The sequence below is a fragment of the Peribacillus cavernae genome, assembly GCF_003989135.1.
Taxonomy (GTDB): Bacteria; Bacillota; Bacilli; order Bacillales; family DSM-1321; genus Peribacillus; species Peribacillus cavernae.
This window is the reverse complement of sequence record NZ_RYZZ01000016.1, coordinates 65,317-85,580: the sequence shown is the minus strand read 5'-3', so window position 1 is coordinate 85,580 and position 20,264 is coordinate 65,317. Positions and strand designations below refer to the sequence as shown.

Sequence of the window (20,264 nt, the reverse complement as noted above, 5' to 3'; positions counted from 1 at the left end):
TTATGATGGAAAAGAGTACCTGTTCTCCTCCATAAAAAGCGAACCCGGGATAGTGCAAGCCGGGATATGGATATTCAGGGAAGGCGTTCCGGAGCAAAATGGACTGCTAAAACAGCAGATTGAAAGAGGCCGATCTTTTCGGCAAATAGGGTGGAACCGCGGGTAAACTCTCGTCCCTATGCGATAGGCATAGTGGCGGGAGTTTTTTGGCGTTTCAGAAAGTATAAAAAACTGGGGTTCTTCCTTTTTAGAGGAAGCCAGGTATGTATTTAACCAATTAAAAGAATCAATAACTTTTTCAACATGTACTTGTGTCTAGCTCCGGCGCCTAGCCCCTCGAGGTCATAAGCCAGCTCCCTATAGAAGGCAAAAAGCGCCTTCTTCGGGATCTGTCTTATGCTTGTCGGACTTGCGCATGGATGCGCTGACGTCGACGTTCGCCACAGGACGTGGCGGATCTTAGTCGACGTTCCTTTTTCAAGTTTCTTACAAACCTTTTGGAGGTGCTTTATGAATATTCAAAACATGATTTTAACGTTGCAAAAGCATTGGTCCGGTCATGGCTGCATTCTTATGAATGCCTATGATACAGAAAAAGGGGCCGGTACGATGAGCCCGTATACATTCCTGCGTGCAATTGGGCCTGAGCCATGGAGTGTTGCCTATGTGGAACCGTCAAGACGGCCGGCAGATGGACGGTACGGAGAGAATCCAAACCGGCTTTATCAGCACCATCAGTTTCAGGTGATCATGAAGCCGTCCCCTGACAACATTCAGGAAATCTATTTGGATTCCCTGCGCGCGCTTGGAATCGATCCGCTTGAACACGATATCCGCTTCGTCGAGGATAACTGGGAAAACCCTTCGCTTGGCTGCGCAGGCCTTGGCTGGGAGGTCTGGCTTGATGGAATGGAAATTACGCAATTTACTTATTTTCAGCAAGTTGGCGGTCTTGAATGCAAGCCGGTATCCGTAGAAATTACGTACGGCATCGAACGGCTTGCTTCGTATATACAGGAAAAAGAAAATGTCTTTGACCTGGAGTGGACAGATGGATTTACGGTACGCGACATTTTTATGCAGCCTGAATATGAACACTCTAAGTATACGTTTGAAACATCGGATTTAGATATGCTGTTCCAGCTGTTCACTATGTATGAAAAAGAGGCACACCGCCAAATGGAGGAAGGCCTTGTTCATCCTGCTTATGACTATGTACTGAAGTGCTCTCATACGTTTAATCTGCTTGATGCCAAAGGGGCGATATCCGTTACCGAACGGACCGGATATATTGCCCGCTGCCGCAATCTTGCCAGAAAAGTAGCGAAGACGTTTTATGAAGAACGCGAAAAGCTGGGATTCCCGATCCTTAAGCAGAAGGAGGAGAGAATCAATGGCCAAGCATGATTTATTAGTGGAAATCGGATTAGAGGAAATGCCGGCACGCTTCGTCACTTCTTCGATGAACCAGCTGTCTAAGAAAATGGAGAAATGGCTGAACGAGAAGGCTATAGAGTTCGATCATATTAACATGTTTTCAACACCCCGCAGGCTCGCGGTGTTAGTAAAGGGTGTCGCCGAGGCCCAGAAGGATATCCATGAGGAAGCCAAAGGGCCGGCTAAAAAAATCGCCCGGGATGAAAGCGGCAATTGGTCAAAAGCGGCGATCGGGTTTACGAGGGGGCAGGGCGTTTCCGTCGATGATATTTATTTCAAGGAAGTTGGCGGTGTCGAATATGTCCATGTCAACAAATTCATTAAAGGCCAGCCTTCAATAAGCCTGCTGCCTGAATTGAAAGAAATGATTACCAGCATGTCTTTTCCTAAAAATATGCGTTGGGCAGATCAGGATCTGCGCTACATCCGCCCGATAAAATGGATAATCGCCCTATTTGGGAATAAAATCATCCCTTTGGGCATCACGCATGTAACATCTGGCAACGAAACAAGGGGGCACCGCTTTCTTGGCGGTCCTGCTGCCATCGAAGCGCCGGAACAATATGAAGCGGCGTTATCGAAACAATTTGTTGTTGCTGACCCGGTTAAAAGAAAAAATATGATTCTTGACGGAATTAAAAAACTGGAGGATGAACAAGGGTGGGATATCCCTGTTGATGAAGATCTTCTCGAAGAAGTCAATAACCTTGTCGAATATCCGACTGTCCTGTTTGGCGGTTTTGAAAAGGAATTCCTTGAATTGCCCCAGGAAGTCTTGATTACTTCGATGAAGGAACATCAACGTTATTTCCCTGTTAAAAACCAGAATGGCGAGCTTCTTCCTTTTTTCGTGACTGTGAGAAATGGTGATAGCCGTCATCTCGAGATCGTTTCAAAGGGCAACGAAAAGGTTTTGAGGGCAAGATTGTCAGATGCTTCATTCTTCTACAAAGAAGATCAAAAAAAGGATATCGACAGTGCGCTGAAAAAACTTGAGACAATCGTTTACCACGAGGAAATCGGCACCCTTTCCGAAAAAATGGCCAGAGTACGAAAATTGACAGCTCAATTATCCAGTGCTTTGCAATTGAGTGAGAATGCGAAAAAACTGGCAGACCGTGCCGCAGAAATCGCAAAATTTGATTTAGTCAGCCATATGGTTTATGAGTTCCCTGAGCTTCAAGGGTATATGGGTGAAAAATATGCGAAACTCCTGGGTGAACCGCAGGAAGTCGCAGCCGCCATCAATGAACATTATATGCCAAGACATGCGATAGACTCTGTTCCACCCTCATTGACGGGTGCGATTCTCAGTGTAGCTGAAAAAATGGACACGATTGTTACATTCTTTTCGATTGGGATCATTCCGACAGGCTCACAGGATCCATACGCGTTAAGAAGGCAGGCAAGCGGGATCGTGCAAATTCTGTCCGAAAAAAAATGGGAGCTGAGCCTCGAGAAAATCATGAAAGCTTCCCTCGGAGAAATGGAAGCGAAAGGTATAATGAAGAGGGACCGCAACGAAACCTTACACGACCTTGAACAATTTTTCAAAGCGCGTGTAAAACATTTACTGAATGAGCAAGGCATCCGCTATGATCTGATCGATGCTTTGCTTGAAAATGAAATTGGCAACATTGCCATCCTGTCAGAAAGAGCTTCCGTTTTGGAGGTAAAAAAGCAGGAAGCAGGCTTTAAAGAGAATCTGGAAGCATTAAGCAGGGTTATCAATATCGCGGTAAAATGCGAGAACAAAGTTGAAGTTTCCCCGGCTCTATTTGAAAATAAGTTTGAAGCGAAGCTATATGAAAAATATCAGGCTGTCTATGCCGATTACCAATCTGCTGGATCAGAAACAAGAGCGTTTGAACTGCTGGTCTCTTTGAAAGCGGAGATTGAAGACTATTTTGAACATACAATGGTAATGGCGGATGATGATAAATTGCGAAAAAACCGTTTGTCTTTGATGAAAGATATCAGCGATTTAATCTCCGGCTTTGCAGCAATGAATAAAATTATTGTTTCCTGACAGCACTTTTAGCAGAAATAGTATATAATTATAAAATATAGTATGGCATATTACTTTTTCTCTGCTAGAGCAGTAGGGTGGTGTTTAAAATCGAGCTAAGCAAACGGCAGGAACATATTTTACAAATCGTCAAAGACAATGGGCCCATTACAGGTGAGCATATTGCAGAACAGCTTCATTTAACAAGAGCGACATTAAGGCCTGATTTAGCGATCTTGACGATGGCCGGATTCCTGGATGCAAGACCCCGGGTCGGTTATTTTTACACAGGGAAATCGGGGACACAGCTACTTACGGACAACCTGAAGAACATATACGTCAAAGACTACCAATCGATTCCGGTAGTTGTCGGGGAAGGAATTTCCGTATATGATGCGATTGTCATGATGTTTCTTGAAGATGTAGGGACGCTGTTCGTCGTCGATAAAAATTCACTGCTTGTCGGTGTTTTGTCACGGAAGGACTTGCTGCGTGCGAGTATTGGCAAGCAGGAGCTGACAACGATTCCAGTCAATATTATCATGACAAGGATGCCCAATATCACAATGTGCATGAAGGAGGATTTACTGATCGATGTGGCTAGGAAGCTGATTGAGAAGCAAATCGATGCCTTACCGGTCGTAAAGGAGACAGGTATCGGGTATGAAGTAATCGGGAGACTTACGAAGACAAATATTACAAAAGCTTTTTTGGCCCTGGCTGATGAAAGCATTTAAGAGCATGCATGGGGGATTGAAGAGAATATGAATAGTACAATCATTTATGTTGTATCCGATTCGGTGGGGGAAACTGCGGAATTAGTTACAAAGGCCGCAGCAAGCCAGTTTGCAGGCTCGCATTTCTCGATTAAACGCATTCCATATGTGGAAGATGAGCAAAATGTCGATGAAGTGATTTCTCTTGCAAAACTAAACAATGCGATTATTGCCTATACCCTTGTTAGGCCTCAAATCAGGATGTATATGCAGGAGCAGGCAGAGAAGGAAAACATTTTGGCGTACGACATCATTGGGCCTTTGATGGATATACTCCAGCAACGGGCTGCTATTTCCCCGCTGAATGAACCCGGAATGGTCCGCAAGCTTGATGATGAATATTTTAAGCGGGTGGAAGCGATTGAGTTTGCTGTTAAGTATGATGACGGCAGGGACCCGCGCGGTATCCTGCGGGCGGACATCGTCCTGGTTGGGGTTTCACGGACTTCCAAGACACCGCTATCCCAATACCTGGCGCATAAGCGTTTCAAAGTAGCCAATGTCCCGCTTGTCCCGGAAGTGGAACCGCCTGAAGAGTTGTTTTTGGTTCCGCCTGAGAAGTGCTTCGGCTTGAAAATCAGTCCGGAAAAACTGAACGATATCCGTAAGGAACGTTTAAAATCGCTTGGGTTGAATGACCATGCCATATACGCGAATATGGAAAGGATCAAGGAAGAATTGAAATATTTCGAATCGATCGTTTCCAGGTTGCATTGTCCGATTATTGACGTGACGAATAAAGCTGTGGAAGAAACAGCAAATACCATCATCCAAATCATTCACAACCGCACGATCTAAGAGACCGGCCTATTAGTAGACAGTCTGCGTGACAAAGCATATAGTAAGCATATGTAAAGATCATTCTACCACAGTAATTTTTTTACATATGTTTATTTTTTGGAAGGGCTTTGGTCCCGTTTTGCCCGTCGCTTTTAGTGCCGGCTCTTTTTTCTGTGAAAAAGCCAACCACGTTCAAGTTTTATTTATGGCATAATAGCTTAAAGTGTACTATAATAAAAAATTGTGAGAAAAATGAATTCTCAAGGTTTAGACTCGACCAATAAGGAATAGACTATAAAGGGAAAGAAGTCAAGGCTTTCGTCTGAATAAAATTCGACAAATCGTTTTATCTCCATAAACTTCAAAAGGATAAAAAAAGGATAATGCAGAAGGATGTAGAATTAAACCATAGTGATAATAAACCGATAATCTATGTGGATGCGGATGCGTGTCCGGTAAAAAAGGAAACCCTTCAATGTGCAAAGCTGCACGAAGTCCCGGTTTGTTTTGTGGCGTCATATAAAAACATGATGAATGAACCGGAAGGGAAATGGGTTTATGTCGATGCCGATAAAGAAGCGGCAGACCTTTATATCACAAATTCTGTTCAAAAAGGTGACATTGTGGTGACAGCTGATATTGGTTTAGCGGGAACCCTGCTCGTTAAAAGCGTTTACGTACTTTCGCCGCGGGGAAAGGAATATACAGATGGGAACATATCCTCTCTTCTCGATATGCGCTACCAATCCGCAAGACTTCGCAGGCAGGGTAAACATACAAAAGGCCCTAAAGCTTTTACAAAACAAGATCGTTTGAACTTTACAACTTGTCTTACAAAAATCTTGTCGAACTTTGCAGGAGAAAACGAAATAATATCGAATTAAACACTATCACCGAAACGTAAGGTGAAAATATGACAAATGCCCGAATTCAAGATGAAAAAATAAATCAGATTCGAGAGGCTGTAGATATCATCGACTTGATTGGCGAGTATGTGCAGCTGAAAAAACAAGGGCGAAATTATTTCGGCCTTTGTCCTTTTCATGGTGAGAATACACCCTCTTTTTCAGTATCTCCTGATAAGCAAATCTTTCATTGCTTTGGCTGTGGGGCAGGCGGCAACATTTTTACCTTTATCATGGATATCGAAGGTTACAGTTTCATTGAAGCTGTCGGGGTATTGGCTGAAAAAGGAAATGTTCCACTTGATGTTGAAATCCAGAAAGATGCGGCGAAGTCAAACATTCCCGAGTCTTCCAAGCAGATGCTTGAGTCCCATGATCTTCTAAAGAAATTTTACCATCATTTACTGGTAAATACAAAAGAGGGACAGGAAGCGCTTGAATATTTGCTTAACCGGGGTTTCAGCATCGATACAATCGAGAAGTTCCAAGTCGGCTATGCCCTTGATTCATGGGATTTTGTTTTTAAATTCCTGTCGAAAAGGGGGTATTCAGCCGATATTCTCGAAAAAGCAGGTCTGGCCATTTTCAGGGAACGGGATGAAAAGTACTTTGACCGTTTCAGGGACAGAATCATGTTTCCGATCATGGATCGACAGGGAAATACGATTGCGTTTTCGGGAAGAGCACTCGGGGCTGGTGAGCCTAAATATTTAAACAGCCCGGAAACAGCGATCTTTACTAAAAGTACAATCCTTTATAACTTTCACAATGCGAGGCCGCATATCCGAAAAAAAGAGCAAGTTATCCTTTTTGAAGGATTTGCAGATTGTATTTCAGCGGTACGGGCCGGCGTTGAAAACGCAGTTGCAACAATGGGGACATCATTGACCGACCAGCATATCCAATTGATCAAAAGAAACACGGAAAACGTCTTGATATGCTATGATTCCGACTCCGCTGGACTTGCTGCGGCCAACAGGGCTTCAAATATGCTCAATGAAGCGGGACTTCATGTGAAAGCCGCGCTTATGCCGGATAATCTCGATCCCGATGACTACATTCAGAAATATGGGGAGAAGAGCTTCGTTTCTGATGTAATAGGGTCCAGCTTAACGTATATGGCGTTTAAATTACAATATCTGCGTAAAGGAAAAAATGTAAATAATGAAGGAGATCGCATCCAATATATTGAAGAGGTATTAAAGGAAATCTCGCATTTGCCAAACGCGGTTGAGAGAGACCATTATCTAAGGCAAATATCTTCGGAATTTTCTTTGTCGCTGGACGCATTGGAAAAGCAGCAAAGACAGATTTTTTTCGCAGAAAGAAGAAAAGGGAATGTCGGGCAACCCTCCTTTCATAAGAGAATCACGTTACAATATGAAAACAAGCTGAAGCCCGCCTATCATAACGCTGAGATTAAGCTGATCGCCCATATGCTGAAAAGTAAGGAAACGGCCTTTAAAATCCAGCAAATGATGAATGGCACAGTCTTTAACCATGATGAACACCAGGCAATCATAACGTATTTATATGCTTTTTATGAGGACGGACACGAACCGGATACAAGCTTTTTCCTGACGTACCTGCCTGATCAAAACCTGAGAAGAATCGTATCCGAGATAGAAATGATGTCAGTAAATGGCGAAGTTTCGGATAAAGAGCTGACAGATTATATAAAACAAGTGTTGAAATACGAAAAGATGTTAAAGATAAAGGAAAAAGAGGCGGAAGAAAAGGAAGCGGAACGCCAAAGTGATCATGTGAGGGCGGCTCAAATCGCCATGGAGATCATTCAAATGCGAAAATCATTATAAATCATGCAAGGTTACCGTGTAAGTTTTGGAAGGAGGGGAACAGATGGCTGACAAACCAGCACGTTCCAAAGAGGTTGAAAATGAAGTGAGTCTGGATCAAGTGAAAGAACAATTACTGGAACTAGGGAAGAAGCGCGGATCCCTGACAATTGAAAAGATTGCAGAACGGATAGGAAGCTTTGAATTGGATTCAGACCAAATGGATGAATTTTATGAATACCTGGGCCATCACGGGGTTGAAGTTCTTGCTGAGAGTGAAGAAGAAGATGATGATGAAGATCCAAACAGTCAGGAACTGGAGAAGGAAGAAGAATTCGACCTTAATGATTTAAGCGTCCCTCCTGGCGTTAAAATCAATGATCCTGTACGGATGTATTTGAAGGAAATTGGCCGGGTCAATTTGCTATCGGCAGAAATGGAAATTTCACTTGCTATCCGGATCGAAGAGGGCGATGAAGAAGCCAAGCGCCGTTTGGCCGAAGCCAACCTCCGTCTTGTAGTGAGCATTGCCAAACGCTATGTCGGCCGCGGTATGCTTTTCCTTGATTTAATTCAGGAAGGCAATATGGGCCTTATTAAGGCCGTTGAGAAGTTTGATTATCGAAAAGGGTTCAAATTCAGTACGTATGCGACCTGGTGGATACGCCAGGCTATTACACGTGCGATTGCTGACCAGGCCAGGACGATTCGTATCCCCGTCCATATGGTAGAAACGATTAATAAATTAATTCGTGTTCAAAGGCAATTGCTTCAAGATCTTGGCCGCGAGCCTTCTCCGGAAGAAATCGCCGAAGACATGGACTTAACGCCTGACAAGGTCAGGGAAATCCTGAAGATTGCCCAGGAACCGGTATCGCTGGAAACCCCTATCGGTGAAGAAGATGATTCTCATTTGGGTGACTTCATTGAAGATCAGGATGCCACATCTCCTTCCGAGCATGCCGCCTATGAGCTGTTAAAAGAACAGCTTGAAGATGTGCTCGACACATTGACGGACCGTGAAGAAAATGTACTTCGCCTCCGTTTTGGCCTGGATGATGGACGCACGCGTACCCTCGAGGAAGTCGGGAAAGTTTTTGGCGTAACCCGTGAACGTATCCGGCAAATTGAAGCGAAGGCCCTGCGCAAGCTTAGACATCCAAGCCGCAGTAAAAGGCTAAAAGACTTTTTAGAATAAAATATGCAGTAACAGGAATCGAGTAAGGCGCGTACGGAAGCATTGGTTTAAACGAGAGGGAACTTGCAGGCCTGGAGCCTGCCTGAAATCTTCTCTCATTATCCACTGCTGGCATACGCCTCTGGTTGGTTCCTTTTTTTCATTTTTACAAGACGATTGCGCTTTTTTTATTGTTAAGGAGATTATAAAATTATTTTATGTGGATAATTTAATCTAGGTTATCTGCATCCAGCTCCAGCGCCTAGCCCCTCGAGGTCATAAGCCAATCATCTGATGGGGAGAAAATCGCTCCCCATACAGCTGCTCGTCTTATGCTTGTCGGGGCTGACCAAGGCGCTTGCGCTTTTGTTCTGGTCTTGTTCCTAAAAAGACTGCCTTTTTAACCGATATAGTAAGAAAGTGACATTCCCGGGATGTGCGTTTATGAATGAAGTCCGAAAGAAAATCATCATTCAAGAATTACATTATTGGAAACACAGCCGTATGCTGCCTGAACAATATTGCGATTATTTGCTTGCCATGTACAGCGAAGGAGAGGATACACAACAGCAAGATGGCAAATCGGCCGGAATAACTGCAAGAATGATGATTCCGTATCTTTCCGTTGCCATTATCATTTTGCTAACGCTATTTTTGAATTATTTTACTCAATTACCATATAGAATGCAAATCAGCCTATCAATTATTTCGATCCTCACGCTGTTATGGGCGTCGTTCTTTTTCTCAAAACGTTTTTACCACTACCATATTCCATTAATTGGAGCAGCCTTTCTGTTTCTATTAGCTACTGTCCAGGCTGTGGAACATTTTGTTCCGGGCCAAACAATCATCCTGTATCTCTGCTTGCTTTGCCATAGCGGGATGTGGATTTATACAGGAAAACGGCTGTCGATTGCTTCTTTTTCTGCGGCAGGCTTTTTGGGGGCGGGAGTGATCATTTACTTCATAGTTAAATTATACAATATCTTTTGAAAATTAAAAATATTGTTTTTCAAATTTGTTTAAGACTTCCCGAAAAAATATTTTTTGAAAAATTCTTGAATATCTTATCGTTTAGGACTTTTACTTGAAACATTTTTCAAGTAAAATATAACTTGTTTGTATATAATATTTTTATGGACACTAAGGTTTACATAGGGGAGGTAAAAACTATGAATCGAAATCCACTTATTCCGTTTCTGCTTATCTGTATATTGGGAATTGGACTTATGTTTATCCTTTCTTTTAAAGGCTTGGGAGATGCTAAGGATCTTGCAAAGGAAAAGGAAGGCGGTGGAAAGGAAAAGACGGAACAAACCGCTTCTGCTAATCCTGAGGAAATTTATCAGCAGAGCTGTGTCAGCTGCCACGGTGATCAATATCAGGGCGGCGCTGGCCCGGCATTGAAAGGTGTAGGAGAGCGTTTATCCGAAGCAGAAGTTAAAACAACGATCCAAAATGGTAGAGGAGCCATGCCGGCCGGGCTTGTTGAAGATGAAAATCTTGATGCAATGGCTAAATTCGTTCATGGCTTAAAATAATCGTTTGGAGAATGGCTGGGGTTCCCTATGGGATTTCAGCCATTTTTTCATTGTATAGGAAACTATAGATTGAATTTTATGTGGATACCTTAAATTTGGTTATCTGCATCCAGCTCCAGCGCCTGCACTTTTGTTGTCTATTTATTATTCATGAAAGTCTTTGCTATAATGAAAAAGCGTGGATTTGTAAACTTCTATTAATCCCATTAAAATGCGATAAACAAGTAAGCGAGATGATAAGATGAACCATGAAAAGCTATCAAGGCGTTTAGAGCGTGTAGCGATTCATATACCGAAAGAAAGCACATTGGCTGATATAGGTTCGGATCATGCCTATTTGCCCTGTTATGCCGTCTTAAAGGGGCTCATAGCCAAAGCAATTGCGGGAGAGGTAGCTGAGGGCCCTTTTCGGTCGGCCAGGGAGCAGGTGGAGCAAATGGAACTGCAGCATGCAATTGATGTACGTAAAGGGGACGGCCTTGAGGTTCTATCACCTAATGAAGCTACCTGTATTGCGGTTGCGGGAATGGGCGGGACTCTTATTTCAAGTATCCTGGAAAGAGGAAAAGACAGGCTTGCAGGGGTAAAACGGCTCATCCTTCAGCCTAATGTCGGCGCATCCAACATCCGCATATGGCTGCTTGAAAATGACTGGGAACTCATTGATGAAGAGATTTTGGAAGAAGATGAACAGATTTATGAAATCTTAATCGCAGAAAAAGGCGATCCGCTCCGTCCATATTCTGAAAACCGGGATTTGGAAATAATCCTTGGTCCTTTCCTGAAAAAAGAACAAAATAAAGCGTTCGCAAAGAAATGGTCCCAGGAAAAGGCTCACTGGGAAAGGATCGTTAAGCAGCTCGAAGAAAAAGGGCAAAATCCTGATTTGAATGCAAAACGTTCAGAGCTGCTGATGCAAATAAGAATGGTGGAGGAGGCGCTGAACCAGTGAAGATGACGAATGGTGCAGAAATAATAAGTTTGTTGGAAAGCTTTTCACCGAAAAGCTATGCGATGGATGGAGATCCAGTAGGACTCCAGATTGGCAGGCTGAACAAGTCTGTTTCAAAGGTCATGATCGCTCTGGACGTTCTCGAGGAAGTCGTCGATGAAGCAATCGAGAAAGGGGTTCAGCTTATCATTGCCCATCACCCGCTCATTTACAGGCCTTTGAAGAAAATTGCCACAGATGTGCCGGGCGGGAGAATCATCGAAAAGCTGATCAAGCATGATATTGCCGTCTATGCGGCGCATACCAATCTCGATGTCGCGAGAAATGGGGTAAACGATTTCCTGGCGGAGGCTCTCGAGCTTCAAGACACGGAAGTTCTCATTCCCACCTACCAACCAACGTATAAAAAACTGGTCGTATATGTTCCTGGCGATTCAGAACAGCTAGTCAGGCAAGCATTAGGGAATGCCGGGGCGGGCCATATCGGTAACTATAGCCATTGTTCATTTTCAAGCGAAGGCGTCGGCAGATTTCTTCCAGGGGAAAATAGCAATCCGGCAATTGGAACACAGGGCAGGCTTGAAAGTGTCGAAGAAGTAAGAATTGAGACGATTTTTCCTGAAGAGATCGAAAAGAAGCTGCTAGCTGCGATGATCAAAGCACACCCTTATGAAGAACCGGCTTATGACATTTACCGGCTGGAAAACAAGCCGGAACCGCTCGGGCTCGGAAGGATCGGGACCTTGAAACAGGAAATGACATTAGATCAGTTTGCCGGGCATGTGAAGGATGCCCTCGATGTGAAAGCGGTAAGGGCTGTCGGCAACCTAAACTCCAGGATCAAAAAAGTAGCCGTCCTCGGCGGGGACGGAAATAAATATTTTACAGAGGCGAAATTCAAGGGCGCCGATGTTTACGTAACCGGAGACATGTACTATCATACGGCACACGATGCCATGATGATGGGACTGAATATCGTCGATCCCGGCCATAATGTAGAAAAGGTAATGAAAAAAGGAGTGGCGGATGTTTTGGCAGTTCTCTGCAGAGACAGAAAATTCGAAGTGGAATTTATTATTTCGGAAATAAATACCGATCCGTTTACGTTTATCTAAAGCAAATGCAGGCATTAAACAGCATGCCTGCATTTTTCTGTAAATAAGGAAATATAACTTTTTCAATGTGTATTAGATTGAATTTTATATTCTTATGCTTTTATTTTAACCTTCGGAAGGATCTTGTTTAATGGAACCCTTTTTTCAGTTGTCCAGGTAGACTCATTGCCGGGATCGTACTGCTCCAGGAATGTAATAACTTCTTTTGTAATCGGTGTCGGGGTCGAAGCTCCTGATGTCACAGCGACAGTTTCCGTATTCTGCAGCCAATCTAATTGCAATTCGGATAGATCGGCAATCCGATACGCCCTTGTTCCGGCGACTTCATCAGAAACCTGGGCAAGGCGGTTTGAATTATTGCTTTTTGGGTCTCCGACAACAATTAAAACATCCGCCTCCCCAGCCTGCTTTGCAACTGCTTCCTGCCGGACCTGGGTTGCGAGGCAGATTTCCTTGTGTACCTCTGCATGAGGATATTTCCCCTGAACCTTTTCTATAATATCCAAGACATCCCATTGGCTCATGGTTGTCTGATTTGTGACAATAATCCGCTCGCTGTCAATGGACAAGGCGTTTACATCATCGATGGTTTCCACAAGGTGGACGATTTCCGGAGCGACTCCGACAGCACCTTCCGGCTCGGGATGTCCCTTTTTGCCAATATAGATAATTTGATAGCCCAATTCTTTCTTTTCTTTAATTAAATTATGGGTAGCTGTTACGTCCGGGCAAGTTGCATCAATGGAAACAAGCCCTTTTTCCTCTGCTAATTTCCTTACTTCCGGAGATACTCCGTGTGCGGTGAAAATAACAGTTCCTCCATCGACTTTTTCGAGGATTTCTTTTCGGTTTTCTCCGTCAAGCGTAATGATGCCTTCCTCTTCGAAAGCATCGGTCACATGCTTATTATGGACAATCATTCCTAAAATGTATATCGGGCGTGGCAGGGTTTTATCTAAAGCGGCATTTTGGGCGATGACCATGGCATCGACAACCCCGTAGCAATATCCGCGTGGTGAGATTTTGATAACCTTCATAGTGTACCTCCTTTAAGAAAAGCGCCATGGAGAAATTTCCATGCCTGCTACTCTATATTATATAAGACACTGCCGGATATTACAAAGCATCATACTGCCGTAAGCCATTCTTGAAAGCAACAAAAAAGAATGCAACACCGGCTGCATTCGGGAGATAGCCTATTGTGACAATCAAGTTCTAAATGTAAAGTTTCGGCACAGAACTGCCTTTTTGCTCATGTATCTTGCCGTTTTTTTGTTCATTTTTACCTTCAAGCTGTTTTTCTTCACCGGCGATAGCGATCTTTTCATCGTTTTCTGATACAACGGAGTCTTCCTTTTCTTCTTCGTTTATCTCGTTTTTTGCTCCTGTGGAGTCTTCGGAGTCCTTCATGCTGCGGTAAATTTTCCACATGGCGGGCAGGTTTTTAATTAGAGGGCCGTATTCCTGGACCATGGGCCCGAGCCGCTCTGCCGCTGTTAGCATCTTTTGAGTATTGGCGAGCATGGTGGTAATCGTACCCGGATTTTTTAACCCAGCGATAAATCCACCAGATACTACAGGCTGCGCTTGAGGGCGGCTGAAAAATGAAACAGGGGAAGGGCTTTGCTGTTTGGATTTTCCCAGCAGCTTAGAGAGAAGACCGCCGCCGCCCTGCTGCTGCATTCTCTGGTTTTGCATCGGAGGCCTGTTTTGAAATGGAAATCCGCCAGGCCCTCTAAAGTTCGGTTGAGTTCCCATCCGCGGGCCGTTTGGAAACATGCCAAAATTCCCGCCGGGGCGATTATTTATTCCTGGGGGCATATTTTCACTCCTTCCATGTAAGACCGTCAATTAGCGGTACATAATAGACTATGCTGCAATCGCAAAAAAGTTTGAACGATTCATCAAACAATATCAAGAAGTAGATTAGTTAGGTTGTGAACTTCAGGAAAAGACGATAAGATAGGAACGGTAGTTTTTTTCTTGAATGTAATTTTTAGCTTAATGATAAAAAGGAGTTTTACAATGGAACAAAGTAATTTTGAGAGATTTAAGCTGCAAAGCTATATTATAAACGCGGTGGGAACGTTAGGCTTTATTAAGCCAACCGAAATCCAGGAGCGGGTGATTCCTTCCGTGCTTAAAGGTACAAGCCTGATTGGGCAATCACAAACAGGGACAGGCAAAACTCACTCCTACCTGCTCCCGATCATGGATAAAATCGACACTGGGAAGGGGGAAGTGCAGGCAGTCATCAGCGTCCCGACAAGAGAGCTCGCCAATCAAATCTATCAGGAAGCGCTGAGAATTGCTGAACATTTTCCATCAGAAGCCCCGATTCAGGTTCGCTTGCTTGTAGGCGGCACAGACAAACAGCGTACAATTGACAAATTAAAAAAGCAGCCACAGCTTGTGGTCGGTACGCCAGGCCGGATTAAGGATATGGTCGATGAACAGGCGCTCCATGTTTTTTCAGCAACGATGCTCGTGGTCGATGAAGCTGACCTCATGCTTGATATGGGATTTATTGAGGATGTCGATAAGTTTGCCTCTAGGATGGCCCAGGATATTCAGATGCTCGTTTTTTCTGCAACCATTCCTGAGAAACTCAAGCCCTTTTTGAAAAAATACATGGATAATCCAAAGCACGTGCAGGTCGATCCAAAAAAGGCTGTAGCCGAGAAAATCGAACATGCGCTAGTACCGCTGCGCCATCGGAATAAAAACCAGCTGCTGTACGACATGGTCGTCCAGTATAATCCTTACCTCGCGATCATATTTACGAATACGAAGAAAATGGCGGATGAAGCCGCCGATGCCCTGATTGGCAAAGGACTCAGAGTCGGACGGATACATGGAGACCTAAGCCCGAGAGAACGCAGGAAAATGATGAAGCAAATTAACAGCCTGGAGTACCAGTACATTGTGGCAACTGATTTAGCTTCAAGGGGTATTGATATCAAAGGCGTCAGTCATGTTATCAATTATGAGCTGCCTTCCGATCTTGACTTTTATATACACAGAACAGGCAGAACGGCCCGGGCGGGATACTCCGGTGTTGCTGCTACCATTTATGAAACATCGGACGAGGATGCGCTGAACCGTTTGGAAAAAATGGGCATCCAATTCAAGAACATCGATATTGATAAGGGTGAATGGATTGAGATTGATGAGCGCAATAAACGCAAAAACCGTAAAAAGCAGGAAAATGAAGTAGATACCATCGCGAAAAAGCTGGTCAAGAAGCCGGCAAAAGTAAAGCCAGGGTACAAAAAGAAAATCCAGCGCGAGGTTGAAAGCTATAAAAAACACCAGCGCCGCATCCAGAAAAAGAAATAGACTAATTAATAAATAATGGGGGAAAAGATGTTATGTTGAAGCTTGGTTCACATGTATCCATGAGCGGAAAAGGTATGCTTCTTGCTTCGAGCCAGGAAGCAGTGTCCTATGGAGCGAATACGTTTATGATTTATACAGGAGCTCCGCAAAACACAAGACGGAAAAAGATCGAGGATTTGAACATCGAGTCTGGCAGATCGCATATGGAGCAAAACGGCATCAAGGAAATTATTGTCCATGCACCGTACATCATTAATATTGGAAACACGACAAATCCTAATACCTTCGAGCTCGGCGTGAATTTCCTGCGAAGTGAAATTGAACGGACAGCCGCGATCGGAGCAAAGCAGATCGTGCTTCATCCCGGAGCCCATGTCGGGGCGGGGACTGAAATCGGCATAAAAAAGATTGTAGAAGGCTTAAATGAGGTGCTGACTGAAGAGCAGGATGTGCAGATTGCCCTTGAAACAATGGCAGGAAAAGGTTCAGAATGCGGCAAGAGTTTTGAAGAGCTGGCGATGATCATTGACGGTGTAAACTTGAGTGATAAACTGTCAGTCTGCTTTGATACCTGCCACACTCACGATGCCGGATATAATATCGTCGAAGATTTTGACGGTGTCCTTAATGAATTTGACAAAATTGTCGGTATCGACAGAATCAAGGTCCTTCATATCAATGACAGCAAAAACGCTGTCGGAATGCGTAAGGACCGCCATGAAAATATCGGATTTGGTCATATCGGTTTCAAGGCGCTAAGCTGCATTGTCCACCATCCGCAGCTGATGGACATTCCCAAAATCCTTGAAACGCCATATGTCGGGGAAGATAAGAAAAATAAAAAACCGCCCTATTTATTTGAAATCGAAATGCTAAAGGATAAAACATTTGACGAAAATTTGCTTGATACAATCATGAATGGGTAATGGCTACAAGTAAAAAGGACAGCCAAAAAACAGTTTTTAATGCCAAAGCAGAGTTTGGACAGTCTCATGTCCTCATGCCTGCGATGAAACCAAACTGCTCGGCAGTCCCTTTTATTGATAGACTAACAAAGTGTGGTCTCAAGGACCTTAGTCCTCGTTCCTTAAAGATTTGCGGTTAGCTGATTGAAAATGGTTTCGAGTTCTTTTGAGGTCGCCAGTCCTGTCTGGGCGGAAACTAATTCTAACGCCTTGAGCCGCTCTGTTTTATTAAAGACGTTGATATTTTTGCCGGCTACAATCTTGGAAACAATCCTCGCCTGGTCAGGTTTAAGGTCCACATCATATTGGCGGGCCAATTTTAAAAGCTCATTGGGTGTAATCGTATTCACTTTATGGTTAATCATCATTTCAAATAACTTCATACCATCCCTCCTGCATCTAAGATATGAAGCAACAGTCAACAAGTGAACAAAAAAGGAATCAGTTAAAGGGAAATATTGCGAAGCGGCAGGGGCTGGATTCTTTACATTACGGCGTGTTTCCTTTATACTTCTCTTTGTTAAATCGTAATGATTCTTAAAAAAGCTGCTTCTTTTGGAGGAAAAAATGACAAGACCGATTATCGAGGTTGAAGATCTATCGTATAAATATGCCAGGGACAGCGTGCTCGAACAGGTCTCCTTGAAAGTGCCAGAAGGAGCGTTTCTGGCACTGGTTGGTCCTAATGGCTCCGGCAAATCAACATTGCTCAAATTAATCCTTGGCTTATTAAGGATACAAACAGGAACAATCAAGTTATTCGGTGAAGACATCCGTCAGTTTACAAATTGGGATAAGATAGGTTTTGTGTCACAAAAAGCCAATTCATTTAATTCCGGTTTTCCGGCTTCCGTTTTGGAGGTCGTCCAAAGCGGATTGACAAAAAAAATCGGTCTTTTTAAATTTCCGGGAAAAGAGCACAGGAAAAAAGTTCTCGAAGCATTAGAGTCAGTCGGAATGCTTGATTTCAAAGACCGGAACGTTGGTGAATTATCGGGCGGCCAGCAACAGCGAATATTTATCGCCAGGGCATTAGTAAGCGAACCCGAATTGCTGATTCTGGATGAACCAACCGTAGGCGTTGATTCGAAAAATGTCCATCAGTTTTATGAATTGCTGGAAGTGCTCAATAAAAATATGGGGATTACCCTTATTCTCGTCACCCATGACGTCGGAACCGTAACAAATATTGTCACCCATGTAGCCTGTCTGAATAAACGGCTTCATTTCCATGGCGATGCCAATAAGTATCATTCTTTGGATGAGAAGGAGCTTTCATCCATATATGGCCACGGCGTCCAGCTGTTGAGCCATAATCATTAATGTTTTGGAGGATATCCCATGATTTCGGGAATATTTCAGTTCGAATTTCTACAGAACGCTTTTTTAACAGGGATCATTATCGGGGCGCTTGCGCCGTTATTGGGAGTATTTGTGGTCGTGCGCCGCATGTCGCTTATTGCCGATGCGCTGAGCCATGTTACACTCGCAGGGATTGCTTTCAGCCTTTTGCTGGAAAAAAGGTTTCTGGTTTTTGCAGGCTTAAATCCGTTATACATGGGAATGGCATTTTCAGTTATTGGCTCGCTGTTTATTGAACGGCTGAGAGATGTGTACAAGCATTACCAGGAGCTGGCGATACCGATCATCCTGTCAGGCGGGATTGGATTAAGTGTCGTTTTTATCTCAATTGCCGATGGCTTTAATGCTGACTTGTACGGTTATTTGTTTGGCAGTGTCAGTGCCGTCAGCCGTACAGACTTGTGGATGATCGCCGTAATTTTTGTTATAGTCATCCTTACGATTATCTTTTTATTTAAGGAATTATTTCTTTTATCTTTTGATGAAGAACATGCCAAGGCTTCAGGAATCCCCTCTAAATGGATTCATTTTATTTTTATCATCATGGTTGCTTTGGTTATCTCTGCATCGATGAGAATTGTCGGGATTTTGCTTGTATCTGCCTTGATGACACTCCCGGTGGCGGCGAGCCTCCGTTTTGCGAATGGGTTTAAACAAACGATTTGCTATTCCGTTCTGTTCGGGGAAATTTCAGTGGTCGGGGGACTGTTTTTAGCTTACTATTTAGATCTGGCTCCCGGCGGGACGATTGTCATGATTGCGGTCGGATTGCTGATAGCGTCAATATTGGTTGGAAAATTAAAGGTTAGAATCGCATAGCGGGGTGATTGGAATGAATGTGGCAGCGGCCATGCAGCTGTTGAAAGAAAAAGGTTTTAAGCATACCGGAAAACGGGAAGAAATGCTTCTGCTTTTTTCAGCGAGCGATAAGTATTTAACCGCAAAGGATGTTTTGGAATCAATGAAGGAAGAATATCCAGGCTTAAGCTTCGATACTATTTACAGGAACCTTTCGCTCTTCGCCGAGCTTGGCATATTCGAAATGACGGAACTCGCAGGGGAAAAACATTTCCGTTTTACATGCAGCCATGAAAACCATCATCATCATTTCATTTGTATGGATTGTGGCAAGACGAAGGAGATTGAATCGTGCCCAATGAGCGGTTTGGAAGCCAATTTGCAGGATTATGATATCTCCGGCCATAAATTTGAGATATACGGCCGCTGTCCTGAGTGCTTACAAGTGGGATAGGAGCTTTTGTCCAAGGTTCAGTGATAAATTAATCCAGTTTCGAAGATAATTAATCCAATTCCAATGATAATTAATCCCTTTCAATAAATAATCAAAAAAAACAATAAGGCTGCCAGTTCCGAACGGAATGGACAGCCTTATTTTTTTTCGTTTTTCAGCCATTGATCTACCCACTGTTTGGCCTGTTGCCAGTTGGTGACACGAATGACTTGTGCGGGGACCGACAACCGATTATAGGGCGTGTCGAATAAAATCACCGGAATATTGCATTCGCTGGCAATAGCGACCGCATTATCGTGCTTATCTTCAAAAAAAATATCAACCCCGAATTTCTTAGCTGTTTCGACTTTATCATGGGATCCGGTTAATTCAATATGATGAAAGGTTAATTCATTTTTATGGAACCACTTTTCAGTAACTTTCAAGAGGTCATGATGCCGGGCACTAATGAAGTAGAGGTCAGCTTTATCCACCCATTCGGCTATCGCTTCTTTCGCTCCATCGGCTAACAGGGATTCGGCATAAATAATCGGTTCATTTCTGGCAAACCAATCTGCAAAGGCATCCTTGGTAATAGTAACGAACGGATTAAGATCATATTCAGTAATGTCTTCATACACCAGATTTAGTTGAAAGGCTTTATTTAAAAATGGAATCATGGTATCGGGACGGGTTATCGTCCCATCTATATCAATGCCAAAGCGCTTTTTCATCGTTACAGCTCCTGTCAGTGTGTAGAGTAAGTTGGATTGTTTGTTATAACATGAAATATTATCCAGCACATGTAACCTTTTTCAAGTGGTTTTTTTCAGAAACCACATACACTATAAGTGCACCTATCTTTTTAAAAGCGAGGGAT

Annotated in this window: 20 protein-coding genes; 16 read left to right on the top strand and 4 right to left on the bottom strand. The window is 43.5% G+C overall.

What is annotated here, in order from left to right:
* Nucleotides 1–510 precede the first annotated feature (510 nt).
* The 11 genes from glyQ (at nt 511) to ELQ35_RS12685 (ending at nt 12,487) form a co-directional block, all read left to right on the top strand.
* On the top strand, nt 511–1,407 hold the full coding sequence (gene glyQ, locus ELQ35_RS12735) for a glycine--tRNA ligase subunit alpha (protein ID WP_126865205.1): 897 nt from the start codon (nt 511–513) through the stop codon (nt 1,405–1,407).
* Complete coding sequence (gene glyS, locus ELQ35_RS12730) at nt 1,394–3,466, top strand: glycine--tRNA ligase subunit beta (RefSeq protein WP_126865204.1); 2,073 nt, start codon at nt 1,394–1,396, stop codon at nt 3,464–3,466. Before glyQ ends, glyS begins: the two co-directional genes overlap by 14 nt.
* 77 nt (nt 3,467–3,543) lie before the next feature.
* A complete protein-coding gene (ccpN, locus tag ELQ35_RS12725) occupies nt 3,544–4,182 on the top strand; it encodes a transcriptional regulator CcpN (protein WP_126865203.1) in 639 nt (212 codons plus the stop codon).
* Between the two features lie 27 nt (nt 4,183–4,209).
* Nucleotides 4,210–5,019 (top strand): pyruvate, water dikinase regulatory protein, encoded by an 810-nt coding sequence (locus tag ELQ35_RS12720; RefSeq protein ID WP_126865202.1) that lies wholly within the window; start codon nt 4,210–4,212, stop codon nt 5,017–5,019.
* A gap of 365 nt (nt 5,020–5,384) precedes the next feature.
* Complete coding sequence (locus ELQ35_RS12715; protein WP_126865201.1) at nt 5,385–5,885, top strand: YaiI/YqxD family protein; 501 nt, start codon at nt 5,385–5,387, stop codon at nt 5,883–5,885.
* Between the two features lie 29 nt (nt 5,886–5,914).
* Nucleotides 5,915–7,723 (top strand): DNA primase, encoded by a 1,809-nt coding sequence (gene dnaG, locus ELQ35_RS12710; protein ID WP_126865200.1) that lies wholly within the window; start codon nt 5,915–5,917, stop codon nt 7,721–7,723.
* Nucleotides 7,724–7,766: 43 nt separating this feature from the next.
* Nucleotides 7,767–8,900 carry an RNA polymerase sigma factor RpoD gene (gene rpoD / locus ELQ35_RS12705; protein WP_126865199.1) on the top strand — a complete coding sequence of 378 codons (1,134 nt, stop codon included), beginning with the start codon at nt 7,767–7,769 and terminating at the stop codon, nt 8,898–8,900.
* Between the two features lie 423 nt (nt 8,901–9,323).
* Nucleotides 9,324–9,872 carry a hypothetical protein gene (locus ELQ35_RS12700; RefSeq protein ID WP_126865198.1) on the top strand — a complete coding sequence of 183 codons (549 nt, stop codon included), beginning with the start codon at nt 9,324–9,326 and terminating at the stop codon, nt 9,870–9,872.
* A 179-nt stretch (nt 9,873–10,051) separates the two neighbouring features.
* Nucleotides 10,052–10,420: a cytochrome c550 gene (cccA, locus tag ELQ35_RS12695; RefSeq protein ID WP_126865197.1), complete on the top strand. Its 369-nt coding sequence runs from the start codon at nt 10,052–10,054 to the stop codon at nt 10,418–10,420.
* Between the two features lie 241 nt (nt 10,421–10,661).
* Nucleotides 10,662–11,372, top strand: a complete 711-nt coding sequence (locus ELQ35_RS12690; protein ID WP_126865196.1) for a tRNA (adenine(22)-N(1))-methyltransferase — start codon at nt 10,662–10,664, stop codon at nt 11,370–11,372.
* Nucleotides 11,369–12,487, top strand: a complete 1,119-nt coding sequence (locus ELQ35_RS12685) for a Nif3-like dinuclear metal center hexameric protein (protein WP_126865195.1) — start codon at nt 11,369–11,371, stop codon at nt 12,485–12,487. The genes ELQ35_RS12690 and ELQ35_RS12685 overlap by 4 nt, the downstream gene beginning before the upstream one ends.
* A 92-nt stretch (nt 12,488–12,579) precedes the next feature.
* Here ELQ35_RS12685 and ELQ35_RS12680 read toward each other — a convergent pair whose 3' ends face one another.
* Both ELQ35_RS12680 and vrrA read right to left on the bottom strand, forming a co-directional pair.
* The gene (locus ELQ35_RS12680; RefSeq protein WP_126865194.1) at nt 12,580–13,524 is read right to left on the bottom strand and encodes a 4-hydroxy-3-methylbut-2-enyl diphosphate reductase; all 945 of its coding nucleotides are present in this window, start codon (nt 13,522–13,524) and stop codon (nt 12,580–12,582) included.
* A gap of 178 nt (nt 13,525–13,702) precedes the next feature.
* Nucleotides 13,703–14,308, bottom strand: coding sequence for a VrrA/YqfQ family protein (gene vrrA / locus ELQ35_RS12675; protein WP_126865193.1), 606 nt, complete (start codon nt 14,306–14,308; stop codon nt 13,703–13,705).
* Between the two features lie 204 nt (nt 14,309–14,512).
* Here vrrA and ELQ35_RS12670 point away from each other — a divergent pair, with 204 nt between their 5' ends.
* Together ELQ35_RS12670 and ELQ35_RS12665 are read left to right on the top strand one after the other, a co-directional pair.
* Complete coding sequence (locus ELQ35_RS12670; protein WP_126865192.1) at nt 14,513–15,826, top strand: DEAD/DEAH box helicase; 1,314 nt, start codon at nt 14,513–14,515, stop codon at nt 15,824–15,826.
* A 32-nt stretch (nt 15,827–15,858) separates the two neighbouring features.
* Nucleotides 15,859–16,752, top strand: a complete 894-nt coding sequence (locus ELQ35_RS12665) for a deoxyribonuclease IV (protein WP_126865191.1) — start codon at nt 15,859–15,861, stop codon at nt 16,750–16,752.
* Between the two features lie 161 nt (nt 16,753–16,913).
* Here the strand turns inward: ELQ35_RS12665 and ELQ35_RS12660 are convergent, their stop codons facing one another.
* Nucleotides 16,914–17,174, bottom strand: coding sequence for a DUF2624 family protein (locus ELQ35_RS12660; protein ID WP_126865190.1), 261 nt, complete (start codon nt 17,172–17,174; stop codon nt 16,914–16,916).
* Between the two features lie 184 nt (nt 17,175–17,358).
* On the opposite strand from ELQ35_RS12660, the gene ELQ35_RS12655 reads away from it, so the two are divergent.
* Genes ELQ35_RS12655 through ELQ35_RS12645 form a run of 3 tightly spaced genes read left to right on the top strand, consistent with a single transcriptional unit; the run spans nt 17,359 to nt 19,405 of the window.
* Nucleotides 17,359–18,114 (top strand): metal ABC transporter ATP-binding protein, encoded by a 756-nt coding sequence (locus tag ELQ35_RS12655; protein ID WP_126865189.1) that lies wholly within the window; start codon nt 17,359–17,361, stop codon nt 18,112–18,114.
* A gap of 18 nt (nt 18,115–18,132) precedes the next feature.
* The gene (locus ELQ35_RS12650) at nt 18,133–18,972 is read left to right on the top strand and encodes a metal ABC transporter permease (RefSeq protein WP_126865188.1); all 840 of its coding nucleotides are present in this window, start codon (nt 18,133–18,135) and stop codon (nt 18,970–18,972) included.
* 13 nt (nt 18,973–18,985) lie between these two features.
* Nucleotides 18,986–19,405, top strand: coding sequence for a Fur family transcriptional regulator (locus tag ELQ35_RS12645; protein WP_126865187.1), 420 nt, complete (start codon nt 18,986–18,988; stop codon nt 19,403–19,405).
* A gap of 137 nt (nt 19,406–19,542) precedes the next feature.
* Here ELQ35_RS12645 and ELQ35_RS12640 read toward each other — a convergent pair whose 3' ends face one another.
* Nucleotides 19,543–20,118: a 5' nucleotidase, NT5C type gene (locus ELQ35_RS12640; RefSeq protein ID WP_126865186.1), complete on the bottom strand. Its 576-nt coding sequence runs from the start codon at nt 20,116–20,118 to the stop codon at nt 19,543–19,545.
* Between the last annotated feature and the right edge of the window lie 146 nt (nt 20,119–20,264).

Bases quoted from the DNA above. Each gene is read 5' to 3' on its own strand.
- cccA (WP_126865197.1), top strand. From the start codon at position 10,052: ATGAATCGAAATCCACTTATTCCGTTTCTGCTTATCTGTATATTGGGA.
- ELQ35_RS12665 (WP_126865191.1), top strand. From the start codon at position 15,859: ATGTTGAAGCTTGGTTCACATGTATCCATGAGCGGAAAAGGTATGCTT.
- glyS (WP_126865204.1), top strand. From the start codon at position 1,394: ATGGCCAAGCATGATTTATTAGTGGAAATCGGATTAGAGGAAATGCCG.
- ELQ35_RS12680 (WP_126865194.1), bottom strand. From the start codon at position 13,524: ATGAAGGTTATCAAAATCTCACCACGCGGATATTGCTACGGGGTTGTC.
- ELQ35_RS12650 (WP_126865188.1), top strand. From the start codon at position 18,133: ATGATTTCGGGAATATTTCAGTTCGAATTTCTACAGAACGCTTTTTTA.
- ELQ35_RS12715 (WP_126865201.1), top strand. From the start codon at position 5,385: ATGCAGAAGGATGTAGAATTAAACCATAGTGATAATAAACCGATAATC.
- rpoD (WP_126865199.1), top strand. From the start codon at position 7,767: ATGGCTGACAAACCAGCACGTTCCAAAGAGGTTGAAAATGAAGTGAGT.
- glyQ (WP_126865205.1), top strand. From the start codon at position 511: ATGAATATTCAAAACATGATTTTAACGTTGCAAAAGCATTGGTCCGGT.
- ELQ35_RS12640 (WP_126865186.1), bottom strand. From the start codon at position 20,118: ATGAAAAAGCGCTTTGGCATTGATATAGATGGGACGATAACCCGTCCC.
- ELQ35_RS12655 (WP_126865189.1), top strand. From the start codon at position 17,359: ATGACAAGACCGATTATCGAGGTTGAAGATCTATCGTATAAATATGCC.
- ELQ35_RS12720 (WP_126865202.1), top strand. From the start codon at position 4,210: ATGAATAGTACAATCATTTATGTTGTATCCGATTCGGTGGGGGAAACT.
- ELQ35_RS12690 (WP_126865196.1), top strand. From the start codon at position 10,662: ATGAACCATGAAAAGCTATCAAGGCGTTTAGAGCGTGTAGCGATTCAT.
- ELQ35_RS12670 (WP_126865192.1), top strand. From the start codon at position 14,513: ATGGAACAAAGTAATTTTGAGAGATTTAAGCTGCAAAGCTATATTATA.
- vrrA (WP_126865193.1), bottom strand. From the start codon at position 14,308: ATGCCCCCAGGAATAAATAATCGCCCCGGCGGGAATTTTGGCATGTTT.
- ELQ35_RS12700 (WP_126865198.1), top strand. From the start codon at position 9,324: ATGAATGAAGTCCGAAAGAAAATCATCATTCAAGAATTACATTATTGG.
- ELQ35_RS12660 (WP_126865190.1), bottom strand. From the start codon at position 17,174: ATGAAGTTATTTGAAATGATGATTAACCATAAAGTGAATACGATTACA.
- ELQ35_RS12645 (WP_126865187.1), top strand. From the start codon at position 18,986: ATGAATGTGGCAGCGGCCATGCAGCTGTTGAAAGAAAAAGGTTTTAAG.
- dnaG (WP_126865200.1), top strand. From the start codon at position 5,915: ATGACAAATGCCCGAATTCAAGATGAAAAAATAAATCAGATTCGAGAG.